This is a genomic window from Microcystis sp. LEGE 08355, assembly GCF_015207185.1.
Lineage (GTDB): Bacteria > Cyanobacteriota > Cyanobacteriia > Cyanobacteriales > Microcystaceae > Microcystis > Microcystis panniformis.
The window spans coordinates 1-10,800 of record NZ_JADEXI010000105.1 but is presented as its reverse complement, the minus strand read 5'-3'; the positions used below and the strand labels follow the sequence as shown (position 1 = coordinate 10,800).

The 10,800-nt window shown below is 42.1% G+C and carries 12 protein-coding genes; 8 read left to right on the top strand and 4 right to left on the bottom strand.

Annotation, left to right across the window (positions count from 1 at the left end; genetic code table 11):
• Positions 1 to 932: histidine kinase dimerization/phospho-acceptor domain-containing protein (locus tag IQ242_RS07750; protein ID WP_193959563.1), on the bottom strand; the 932-nt coding region annotated here is incomplete at its 3' end.
• A gap of 243 nt (positions 933 to 1,175) precedes the next feature.
• Between IQ242_RS07750 and IQ242_RS07745 the strand changes: the two genes are divergently transcribed.
• The 5 genes from IQ242_RS07745 (at position 1,176) to IQ242_RS07725 (ending at position 6,241) form a co-directional block, all read left to right on the top strand.
• Positions 1,176 to 2,435 (top strand): RNA-guided endonuclease TnpB family protein, encoded by a 1,260-nt coding sequence (locus IQ242_RS07745; RefSeq protein ID WP_193959562.1) that lies wholly within the window; start codon positions 1,176 to 1,178, stop codon positions 2,433 to 2,435.
• Positions 2,410 to 3,102, top strand: coding sequence for a response regulator transcription factor (locus tag IQ242_RS07740; protein ID WP_193959561.1), 693 nt, complete (start codon positions 2,410 to 2,412; stop codon positions 3,100 to 3,102). Before IQ242_RS07745 ends, IQ242_RS07740 begins: the two co-directional genes overlap by 26 nt.
• Before the next feature lie 170 nt (positions 3,103 to 3,272).
• Entirely contained in the window at positions 3,273 to 3,575 is a 303-nt protein-coding gene (locus IQ242_RS07735) for a hypothetical protein (RefSeq protein WP_193959560.1), read from the top strand.
• Positions 3,576 to 4,019: 444 nt separating this feature from the next.
• The gene (locus IQ242_RS07730; protein WP_193959559.1) at positions 4,020 to 5,516 is read left to right on the top strand and encodes a pentapeptide repeat-containing protein; all 1,497 of its coding nucleotides are present in this window, start codon (positions 4,020 to 4,022) and stop codon (positions 5,514 to 5,516) included.
• Between the two features lie 35 nt (positions 5,517 to 5,551).
• On the top strand, positions 5,552 to 6,241 hold the full coding sequence (locus tag IQ242_RS07725; RefSeq protein WP_193959564.1) for a hypothetical protein: 690 nt from the start codon (positions 5,552 to 5,554) through the stop codon (positions 6,239 to 6,241).
• Between the two features lie 5 nt (positions 6,242 to 6,246).
• Here IQ242_RS07725 and IQ242_RS07720 read toward each other — a convergent pair whose 3' ends face one another.
• The gene (locus IQ242_RS07720) at positions 6,247 to 6,816 is read right to left on the bottom strand and encodes a L,D-transpeptidase (protein ID WP_193959558.1); all 570 of its coding nucleotides are present in this window, start codon (positions 6,814 to 6,816) and stop codon (positions 6,247 to 6,249) included.
• Positions 6,817 to 6,831: 15 nt separating this feature from the next.
• Complete coding sequence (locus tag IQ242_RS07715) at positions 6,832 to 7,032, bottom strand: ATP-binding protein (RefSeq protein ID WP_193959557.1); 201 nt, start codon at positions 7,030 to 7,032, stop codon at positions 6,832 to 6,834.
• Between the two features lie 21 nt (positions 7,033 to 7,053).
• On the opposite strand from IQ242_RS07715, the gene IQ242_RS07710 reads away from it, so the two are divergent.
• Complete coding sequence (locus IQ242_RS07710; RefSeq protein ID WP_193959556.1) at positions 7,054 to 7,617, top strand: Uma2 family endonuclease; 564 nt, start codon at positions 7,054 to 7,056, stop codon at positions 7,615 to 7,617.
• Positions 7,618 to 7,741: 124 nt separating this feature from the next.
• On the opposite strand, the gene IQ242_RS07705 is transcribed toward IQ242_RS07710, so the two are convergent.
• Complete coding sequence (locus IQ242_RS07705) at positions 7,742 to 8,401, bottom strand: SDR family oxidoreductase (protein ID WP_193959555.1); 660 nt, start codon at positions 8,399 to 8,401, stop codon at positions 7,742 to 7,744.
• A 124-nt stretch (positions 8,402 to 8,525) separates the two neighbouring features.
• Here IQ242_RS07705 and IQ242_RS07700 point away from each other — a divergent pair, with 124 nt between their 5' ends.
• Together IQ242_RS07700 and typA are read left to right on the top strand one after the other, a co-directional pair.
• A complete protein-coding gene (locus IQ242_RS07700) occupies positions 8,526 to 9,230 on the top strand; it encodes a DUF1997 domain-containing protein (protein ID WP_193959554.1) in 705 nt (234 codons plus the stop codon).
• A gap of 152 nt (positions 9,231 to 9,382) precedes the next feature.
• Positions 9,383 to 10,800, top strand: a 1,418-nt coding sequence (typA, locus tag IQ242_RS07695; RefSeq protein ID WP_193959553.1) for a translational GTPase TypA, incomplete at its 3' end; no start/stop codon positions are given.

Sequence of the window (10,800 nt, the reverse complement as noted above, 5' to 3'; positions counted from 1 at the left end):
TCAATATCGAGCGGTTCTAGCTGACAACTGAGATTACCAGATTCTGCCCTTGTTAAAATCAAAATATCTGTTAAGAATTGATTCATTAGCTTGACAGAAGACTGGATTCTATATAGGTTTTTTCTGCTCGACTGTTCTGCATCTTTTAAGCCATTTTCTAATAACTGCGAGGCGGAAAGAATCACGGTTAAAGGAGTTCGGAACTCATGGGATATCATAGAAAAAAGCTGAATTTTTAGATCGGAAAGTTCTTTTTCCTGTAGTAATAACCGGTGAATTTCATCACTTTTTTGTCGCCGTTTCTCTTGCCAAAAAATCAAAAAATAAACTCCGCAAATAATCCCAAAACTGATAAAAGTTCCCAGTAAACCCAACAGAGAATTTTCGCGAATACTATCCCTAGAACTAGCAATGCTACTTCTTAAATTCCTTTTCTGACTAGCTTGTAAATAGGTAAGAAGATTTTGAAACTTATCCCGGACTTCGACACTTTTAACCGTGATTGCATCTTGAGAAATATCATCAGATCGATCGGATTTATAGATAGCGATCGATTGATTAAATAGAGCAATTCGCCGATACATTAAATCCCCGATCTGAGTCACCATTTCCCGCTCGAAATCTGTGCCGTTTTCTAATTGTTTAGCCAGGAGTTGCCAGTTAGATTGCATCAAAGCGATCGCCCGACGATGACGGCTCAATTCACTGGGGCTGCCAGTTTTGATATAACCCCGTCTTCCCGATTCGGCCACAGCCATGTTAGCGTAAAGATTAGCGAGATTATCGATAATCTCGTAGGTAACTTCCACCTCGGCAGCGCGCTGACGCAGAGCGAGGGTATTGCGATAGGAAACTAGGCTAATAGTTCCCATCAGTAAAACAGTTAGCCCGAAACCCCCCGCGATCCATTTTCCTTGTTTGAGCCAATTCATCAGGAGTTAACCGACGCTATTTCCAGCTTACTCTATCTAAATGGAGCAAGAGGACTCCCGTTAAATTTCTCCTTAATTAAAAATATACCAGAAATTAACGGGAGATGAATTGCCCCCAGAATCTAAACTAACGCGACAGCGTTTCCTAATAAGGAAAGGCTTGATTCTTAAGGTATGTATGAGCTTGACATATTTAAGCGGTAAGTGTTATACTGAAAAGATAGCACAGATGGGGTCAGGCTGATGTTAAATGTTTTAAAAGTGAGAATATACCCAAACAAAAAACAGGAACTAGCCTTAGCTAAAAACTTTGGTTGCGTCCGTTTTGTTTGGAATTACTACTTAAATAAAACTAACAATCAGTACCTAGAGACTGGTAAAGGAATGACCTACTGTGACATGGCAAAAGACCTTACCAAACTCAAGAAACAGCTGGATTTTGAATGGTTAGCTGAGGCTACTGCCGCTACCTTGCAGCAATCATTGAAAAACTTAGAATCTGCTTTTAAGAACTTCTTCTCAAAAAGAACAAAATTCCCTAAATTTAAAAGTAAGCACAAAAAACAATCAATCCGTTATCCTGAAAGTTGTTCAATTAGAAATAAGGGAATTAAGCTACCTAAATTAGGGGTTGTAAAAGCTAAGATTTCTCAAGTAATAAATGGTAAGATTAAATCCGTAACTGTTTCTAAAACCAGTACAGATAAATATTTTGCTGCCATCTTGTTTGAGATGGATGACTCAACAACCATTGAAAAACTAAAAATATCAGGGATAGACCTAGGTTTATCTTCTTTAGTTACGGTTTTTGATGGTGAAACAACCTACAAGATTGACCCAATCAAACCTACCAGAAAATATGCTAAACGTTTAAAGCGGAGACAACAAGCATTGTCTCGTAAAGCCAAGGGGTCTAATAATCGCCAAAAAGCCATTAAGGAGGTAGCCAAGGTTCACGAAAAGATAGCAAATACTAGACAGGATTTTCTTCATAAACTCTCCAGAAAGTTATGCGATGAAAACCAAATCGTTGTAGCCGAGAATCTGAATATTAAAGGGTTAGCAAGGACTAAATTAGCCAAATCAATACATGACGCTGGTTTTGGTATGTTGCTTAATTTCTTGGACTACAAGCTAAAAAGAGAGGGAGGAAAACTTGTAGAAGTTGACAGGTTTTATCCGAGTACAAAACTCTGTTCTTGCTGTGGATTTAAAAATGATTTATTGACTCTCAGTATTCGTGAATGGATTTGTCCAGAATGTAAGACGCAGCACGATAGAGATGAAAACGCCGCCAAGAATTTAAGGGAAGAAGGTATGAGAATACTGTCAACAAATACCGATGGACAGTCGGAATTTCAAGCTTGGGGAGAAACTGTAAGACTCGTTGGTACTTGTACCGAAAAGCGGGTTTGGGGTGAATCAAGAATCCCCCGTCACAGCGTCAGCTTAACGGCGGGAGTGTCAAGTCTAGACCATGCGAATTTTAGTAGTAGAAGATGATATGCAACTAGCCGAGATTTTGCGAGAGGCCTTGAGCGAGCGACAATACGTTGTCGATGTGGCTAGAGACGGAGAAGAAGGCTGGAATTGGCTAGAATTAGGCAAATATGACCTTTTAGTTCTCGATGTCACCCTGCCCAAATTAAGCGGAACTTTGCTCTGTCAACGTCTGCGACGAGCGGAACCCCATCATCCCGTCTCTGCTAATGCCACCGTTCCCGTCCTATTATTAACCGCAAGGGATACGGTAATCGATAAAATCGACGGATTAGACGCAGGGGCCGATGATTATGTCACTAAACCCTTCGATTTGGGCGAATTAATGGCGCGGATTCGGGCCTTGATCCGACGTGGCAGCAGCACCAGCAGTGTTTTATTATCTTGGGGGGGGTTGCAGTTAAATGCAAGTACCCACGAGGCCAGTTATAACGGTCAACTTCTTTCCCTCACCCCCAAGGAATTCGCTCTCTTAGAATTACTTGTTACCCATGGGCGCCGGGTCTTAAGTCGATCGGGTATTATTGAGCGAGTTTGGTCTTTGGACGATTCTCCGGCCGAGGAAACCGTTACTTCCCATATTCGCGGTCTTCGTCACAAGCTAAAATCCCTGGGCGCGCCGGAAGACTTTATTGAAACCGTTCACGGTCTTGGTTATCGTTTAAAGTAATATCTGCCTTGGGACAGTGGACAAAATCATTTCTGCACGAAATCTGCACGAAGTTTGCAGAGGGTTTCCATAATCATCCATTAAATTAGAAAGTTAGACAGGTGCAGGACTTCTAGACAATCAGAGCGGTCAAACCTGTGACTCTCCTCTCCTACAAGGGGCTGCTTGAAATGATTTACACGCGATTTGACTATCACGGCTGGCAGATTGAATTGATCCTAGAAATGCAGGGTTATTCTTTTCAATGTTGGCGAGTGGATGGCAGCGAAGGAATTAGCGATTGCCTAGTTTATGCCACCTCGGAACAAGCTTTAGCGGCTGCCCGACGCAGAGCGGATCTAGAGTCCGCTTGTCTTGCTCTACTGCGATTTCTCAATGATATCGGCGGCCGGAATTATTACCTCACCCGCGATGATCGCGATGCTCTCAGCCGGTCAATTTTAGAATACGCCCGTCTGGGTGGTGTTTCCTAATTTCTTCCCCAGAAGTTTTCCCCCCATTGAGAATCATTCTCGCTCGGATTTATTTAGGGTTGGCTGAATATTTGGACTTCCCCGTTGACAAAAGGCAATAATACCATTTTTCTAAAGTAATAGCAGAGATGGTTAATTACCCTCACAACCAACCCCTCTCCCAGAAAGGGAAAGGCGTGTAGGATGCCTGCCACAAATAAAGAAAAATGGGATGAGCAACTCACATAAAGTTCATTTTGTCAAGGATTGTTAAGAAGTGCTTACCCTGATTGACTTAGCTGTTCAAATAGTTTAGGATACAAAGATAAAGGCTGACCTAGCGATGTCTTTTAGTTGCGGAACTTAAGCACCTCATAAAGTTGTTCCTCCTGCCAACCCGCTATCTAATTCGGACTCCTTGTACAGCAAGTCTTTCATGGGTTTTCTGCACCACTGAGGATATTTATGACAGCTTCAGAAATCGCACGATTAATTATACGCATTGAAGAAACCGTTAATCCAGATAGTGAATACTATGGCAAGCTTGTCAAATGGTGGGAACAAGATAGGGAACTTTGGCATTACGGAATTGGCTTATCAAATACACACTTCTTTAACATAGGAACGATAGAAGCTAAGGAACTGCAAATACTAAAACGACATGATATTATCGAACATGATATTATCGAACATCGCAATCTTGATATCAGAGGAGTTCCTGGGATTTATTCGCCCTTTGAAAGTGATGAGATTATTGAACGACTAAAGTATTCCTTAAGATGGTTGAATGATTTGCCAGAAAATTCATCGAAAAAAAAAATAAATGGCAAAGCTCTGGCTTTTCTGATATTCACTGATGACGAAGCTGGAACAGACAAAGATAGTGAACCAATTGATATAGATTTTGCCAGCTATCTGAAGCAGCAATCACCGCAACTTAAACATAATAAAATTAGAGATTTCTTCGAGAAAGGAAAAAATTGGGTATATATATTCTTGGGTATATTTGGGTTTTTGATAGTCGTTGCTATTGCTCTAATCGGTGAATTTGGAAGTGATAAACCCTGGATAAAAGGGCTGCTTTCAGTGCTGTTATTCTCACTTAGTATATTGCTTGTAATCATCATATCAAACTGGATATCAAATTTTAAATGGTCTGGCTTCCAGAAAAAAAGTTTTTGGGATTGGTTACAATTATTGATTGTCCCTTTGATGTTAGCTTTTGGTGCTTTCTATTTAAATTATGCTTCTGAAACTAGAGACAAGCAAATAGCTGAAGAGGGAAAACAGCAAGAACTTTTAAAAGATTATTTCTCCAAGATGCAAACTTTAATTGTAGAGACAAAAAAATCAAAAGAGTCTCAACCAAATCCAGATCGAGCGCCATTGTTACCGGAGTTTCAACCTATCGCCCAAGCTTTAACACTAGCTGTTTTAGATGAATTAGATGGAAAACGTAAGGGAAAAATTATAATTTATCTAGCTAAATCAGGATTGATCAATAAAGATCGACCTCTAATTGATTTAGAGACAGCAAATCTGCAAAAATTGGAGTTAAATAATAATTGGACGGGTTCTCTCATACAAATAACAGGAGCGGATATGACTGAAGCTCAAATAAATGATATCAATTTTGCCAATTCTAACTTGGCAAGATCTAATTTAAGCCATGCTACTCTGAAAGATGTAACTTTTGAAAATTCAGATTTATCTGGAGTCAATATTGATGGAGCAACTCTTAAAAATGTCACTTTTAAAAAAGGTATTAATAATAATTATAAGGATGCTTGTTACAGCCCAAAAACTACAGTTACAAGTGAGCCAAGCCAAAAAGATAATTTACAATCATTACAGAGCTTAAAAGCGTTAGGTTTAAAAGAAATCTCTCCTGGCTCTGACAAATGTAAGCTCGAACCAAATAAAAATAAGGAGATAAATAAAGATAATGTAAACGAAGGATAAAATTTATGTACAGTTAGATTGTTGGAGATATTCTGATGAACCATAAATATTTTTTTGCACTGCTCGCATTTAGCCTAAGCTTAAATGCTAGTCATCTAGCATCTTCTCAACCTCAACAGCAATCCGACTTTTCCTGGGGAGTCATTTATAGCTCAGATACCGCAATTCAAAAAGCAAAACAGGAAATTGAGCAACTTCCTGGAGTATTACCACAATATCGAAAGCTCGGTCGTTTAATTAAACGTAGAAACTGGTATGTCAGTGTTATTGTATTTCCCAGTCAATCAGATGCTAAGGAATCTCTACCAATAATCGAGAATACATATTCTCGAGGCTCTTTTGTCGTTAATCTTCAAGAGTGGTGTCGTCCCGACTGGACTAAATATACCGCAGTATTAGAAGATGTCAATTATTATGACTGTAAGAGAGGAGAAATTATACCGGGTAGAACTGGAGCAATTATAACTAATAAATTTAGTACGATCAAGGATGCTAAATCCGATCTAGAAAAGCTCAAAAAAAATACCTTTAAACAACAACAGCACAATTTAACAATTTTTAAGCGCGGAGATTCTTATTTTATAGCCGTGATTAATTACGCTAATAAAGAGGAGGCTAATCAGAAAATACCGAATAACCTTAGAGGGGGTTATGCTGTCGATCTCAATCAGTGGTGTCCCCGGCCTGGTGAGCTTTCAAAAGATGATTACATAGAATGTAAGTGAGTGAATTACTGAATATTAACTTCGAGATATTGAGGTCGATAGGTACGAACGTAATTCAACACCTGGTCGAGATCCGCTCGGTTGGTTAGGGCGATACATCCTGAGGTTCCGTCTTCGCCATTGGGTTTTTCAAAGGACGGATCGTAGTGAATGCCCAAAGCTGAACGACGAGTCCGAAACAAAGGCTGTATGGGGAGGAAACGATCTCCTGCTTCTGGAATTGTTCCTGGAACAGGCTCTCTGGCTACCCGATATTTCCCGTCTGGCAAGGGCGCTTCTGTCCCAGCTTGATGGCGATTATAATTTTGAGTATGCGCTCGTCCAGCGACGGTCATGTAAGCGGCGATTAACTGCCCGTTACCGTAAAGGCTGAGTTGGTAAAGTGGATTGCCTAGCTTATTGGTCAATCCTGTGGGGGTTAGTGTCATGTAATTGTCCGGCGTAGTTGAGGCCGTTTCAGGACTACAGACAACGAAAGCGAGACACAGGAGAAAAAGCATTGCTAATTGCTTAAGCCGATTTGGGCTGCGACAACGCTTGAAAAATTCCGCCATATCGTTTAAAACTTTTAGCATATAATGATTTTATTTTCAGGTCACTTTCGGTAATAGAATCGTGACAGTGATTCCATTACAGGAGATACTAGCAATTTCGATCGAGCTACCGTGTAGTTCCACGCATTTCTGCACCACCACCAAACCCAACCCTGTCCCAGCGATGTGACGGACATTTTTATATAACTGTTTTTGATCTTCTCTGCTTGGAGAAATTGCGTTAAAATTAACGATCATAGCGATCAATAAAAAAATTTTATGGTTGTCACTGTTAATAATTCCCTGACACTAAGGGAATTTCTACAATTACCAGAAACTAAACCCGCCAAGGAATTTATTGACGGTCAAATTATTCCTAAACCAATGCCCCAAGGTAAACATAGCACTATTCAAGGTGATTTGGTTCCGGCTATTAACGCTAGTCTAAAACCCCAACGAATTGCCCGTGCCTATCCTGAATTGCGTTGTACTTTTGGCAGTCGTTCTCTAGTTCCTGATGTTTCAGTTTTTCTCTGGGAAAATATTCCTCGCGATGGCGAGGGAAAAGTATTAAATACTTTTGTGATCGCTCCTGACTGGTTAATTGAAATTCTCTCTCCAGATCAAAATCAGACTAAAGTTGTTAAAAATATCCTTTATTGTCTGGATCACGGCACTCAAATGGGTTGGTTAATCGATCCAGAAGAAGAAATTATCTTTGTTTATTTTAGTGATCGAACTATCGCTATTTTTGAATCAGAAAATGCTCTTTTACCCGTCCCCGCTTTTGCTACGAATTTTCAAATCACCCTCGGTCAATTATTTGACTGGTTAAGAGGTTAACGGATTATCAGTTATCAGTTACCAGTTATCAGATATGAGTTTTTAGTTTCCACATTTGGGTTATCATTTCACTGATTACTGTTTGCTGATTACTGATTACTGATCACTGATTACTGATTACTGTTTAGGTGACACTTTGAAACAATTGGGTCCAATCGAGATTGGGTGCGTCTGAGGGGGCAACAATTTCGATAATTTTATTGTTAGCGGCGGGATAAAATAAGGATTCTACGCAAACCGAGGCCACTTTTGTGCGGGGAATATTGCCCTCAGAAAGGGTATCGGCGGATGACATTTTAATGGCATTAAGGTTATCCTCGTTTTTAAGGCCGCCGGGGCGCACAATGGTGTAGGTTAAGCCACTCTTGATTAAATAGTCTTCCGCTTGTTTTTTCCAGAATAAAATTAACCAAAAGAGATTGAGGGGGTGGAAAAAGTTAGATACACAGAGGGAAGTAACGAGAACAAAATGCTCGATTCCTTTCTTTTTGGCGGCATCGATGAGATTTTTAGTTCCCAAGTAGTCCACTAACAAAGGTTCCGTGGGGTTAAAACTCGGTCTGGCTCCCGTGGCGCATAGCAAAACGCTACAATCAGCGATGAGTGCCTCTAACTTATCGGCCTGTTGCACATCTCCGACGACGATTTCCACCCCTGCGGGCAAAATTTCCGCCGCTTTCTCGCGGTTTCTCACCAAAGCGCGCACGGGAATCTGACGTTCGACTAATTGGGCAACGATTCGCCGTCCCGTTTCCCCTGTGGCTCCTGCTACAAATGCTTTCATCGCTTCTTGACCTAATAGTTTTTAACAATACGTTACACTAATCTCGATTCTACAAATTTCCCTGATCCTTTGGCGGTTAATCCCCAAATGTTTCTAGTACTATCATTTGCCAGGTTTATAAGTCATGCAGCGTTCCCCCATTAACTCCCTAGCTCTCGAATCTGTAGAAGTCAAAGAAGACAATCAATTTCTCGGTTTTCAAACCCATTTTGCCGGATGTATGGATATGTATAGCAATCAGGACACGGTTGCCGATTATCTGCGCGCGCACGAAGGTTGGTTTTGTCGTTGTGCCGAACCGATGAAAACTCTGCCCTTCGGTGACAATGGTTATATCATCACCATCGGTAAATATGGTGCTTTTGGCTATGAACTGGAGCCGAAAATCGCTGTGGTTCTGGAGCTGCCCGTCAATGGAGTCTATCATGCTCGCAGTGTCCCCATTCCCGATCAACCGTTTTTAGGCTATCTAGTGGATTATCAGGCAATTATGAAACTAGAGGAAATGCCGCTATCTTCTCCTAGTCGGGAAATAGAGGCAATTTTTCGGCAACAGGGACGGGATATTCCGGCGGTTATCACCCAAGTCACCTGGGAACTGCGTATGGATGTTATGGTTAAGTTTCCCAAGTTTATTTATAAGATTCCCCGTCCCATTCTCCAAAAAACCGGTGATAAACTGTTGACGCAAATTGTTCGCCAAGTTTCCCCCCGCTTAACCTACAAAGTTCAAGAGGATTTTCACTCTAGCTTTAATTTACCCCTACCCCCTGCCTCCAGTCGTCTTTTCTATCGTCTGGACTCCTGTGAGGGTGGGTTGCTTGCCTAGGGTTTGGGGGGCCTGTCAACAGTAAGCAGTAGAGCTTGCTGATGGGAAACCAAGGAAAAATAAAGATTTGCTAACGGTGCTGGTCAGTCTAAGCTAGAATTATTAAGAAATGTTTACTTGTAAAAATAAACCTAAGACTACTTCAATATTTTATGTCTCTGCCTATCCGTAACGTTGCTATCATTGCTCACGTTGACCACGGGAAAACCACCCTCGTCGATGCACTCCTCAAACAGTCGGGAATCTTTCGAGAAGGGGAAGATGTACCCACCTGCGTCATGGATTCCAATGACCTCGAAAGAGAACGCGGTATCACCATTCTGGCCAAAAACACCGCCGTTCGTTACCAAGACACCCTGATTAACATCGTCGATACTCCCGGTCACGCCGACTTTGGTGGCGAAGTGGAACGGGTTTTAGGTATGGTGGACGGTTGTATCCTGATTGTCGATGCTAACGAGGGGCCGATGCCCCAGACGCGTTTTGTGCTGAAAAAAGCCCTAGAAAAGGGATTAAGACCGATTGTCGTGGTCAATAAAATCGATCGCCCTAACGTCGATCCTAACCTAGCCGTGGACAAAGTTTTCGACCTGTTTGTGGAACTGGGTGCCGATGACGACCAATGTGATTTTACTACTCTGTTCGCTTCCGGGATGCAAGGATTCGCCAAAGAAAGCCTCGAAGACGAAGACAAAGATATGCAGCCCCTGTTTGAGGCGATTTTACACCACGTTCCACCACCGGCCGGGGACGTTAACAAACCCCTACAGTTGCAAGTAACCACCCTCGATTACTCGGAATACTTAGGACGCATCGTTATCGGCCGCATCCATAACGGCGTAATTAAAGCCGGTCAACAGGCCGCTTTAGTAAAGGATACGGGCGCAATTGTCAAGGGTAAAATAACAAAACTTCTTGGTTTTGAAGGCCTCAAACGGGTGGAACTAAACGAGTCCAGCGCCGGTAATATCGTTGCTGTGGCTGGTTTTGCCGACGCTAACATCGGGGAAACGGTAACTTTAGCCGATGACCCGCAAGCTTTACCCCTAATTAAAGTCGATGAACCGACCCTACAAATGACCTTCTCGGTTAACGATTCTCCCTTTGCCGGTCAGGAAGGCACTTTTGTCACCTCGCGGCAAATTCGCGATCGTCTGATGCGAGAATTAGAAACTAACGTCGCTCTACGGGTGGAAGAAAGTGATTCTGCCGAGAAATTCCTGGTTTCGGGACGGGGAGAACTGCATTTAGGCATTCTTATCGAAACCATGCGTCGGGAAGGCTACGAATTCCAAGTATCGCAGCCGCAAGTTATCTACCGGGAAATTAACGGTCAACCCTGTGAACCCTACGAATACCTCGTTTTAGATGTACCCGAAGAAGCGGTGGGTTCCAGTATCGAACGTCTCGGCCAACGGAAAGGGGAAATGCAGGATATGCAGACGGGCAGCAATGGCCGTACTCAATTGGAATTCGTGATTCCGGCCCGAGGTTTAATCGGTTTCCGGGGCGAATTTATCCGTCTGAGTCGCGGTGAGGGGATTATGAACCATAGTTTTCTCGAATATCG

Excerpts from the sequence above, each read along its gene's own strand:
- IQ242_RS07720 (WP_193959558.1), bottom strand. The coding sequence starts at position 6,816 with ATGCTAAAAGTTTTAAACGATATGGCGGAATTTTTCAAGCGTTGTCGC.
- IQ242_RS07715 (WP_193959557.1), bottom strand. The coding sequence starts at position 7,032 with ATGATCGTTAATTTTAACGCAATTTCTCCAAGCAGAGAAGATCAAAAA.
- IQ242_RS07735 (WP_193959560.1), top strand. The coding sequence starts at position 3,273 with ATGATTTACACGCGATTTGACTATCACGGCTGGCAGATTGAATTGATC.
- IQ242_RS07705 (WP_193959555.1), bottom strand. The coding sequence starts at position 8,401 with ATGAAAGCATTTGTAGCAGGAGCCACAGGGGAAACGGGACGGCGAATC.
- IQ242_RS07700 (WP_193959554.1), top strand. The coding sequence starts at position 8,526 with ATGCAGCGTTCCCCCATTAACTCCCTAGCTCTCGAATCTGTAGAAGTC.
- IQ242_RS07710 (WP_193959556.1), top strand. The coding sequence starts at position 7,054 with ATGGTTGTCACTGTTAATAATTCCCTGACACTAAGGGAATTTCTACAA.
- IQ242_RS07725 (WP_193959564.1), top strand. The coding sequence starts at position 5,552 with ATGAACCATAAATATTTTTTTGCACTGCTCGCATTTAGCCTAAGCTTA.
- IQ242_RS07740 (WP_193959561.1), top strand. The coding sequence starts at position 2,410 with ATGCGAATTTTAGTAGTAGAAGATGATATGCAACTAGCCGAGATTTTG.
- IQ242_RS07745 (WP_193959562.1), top strand. The coding sequence starts at position 1,176 with ATGTTAAATGTTTTAAAAGTGAGAATATACCCAAACAAAAAACAGGAA.
- IQ242_RS07730 (WP_193959559.1), top strand. The coding sequence starts at position 4,020 with ATGACAGCTTCAGAAATCGCACGATTAATTATACGCATTGAAGAAACC.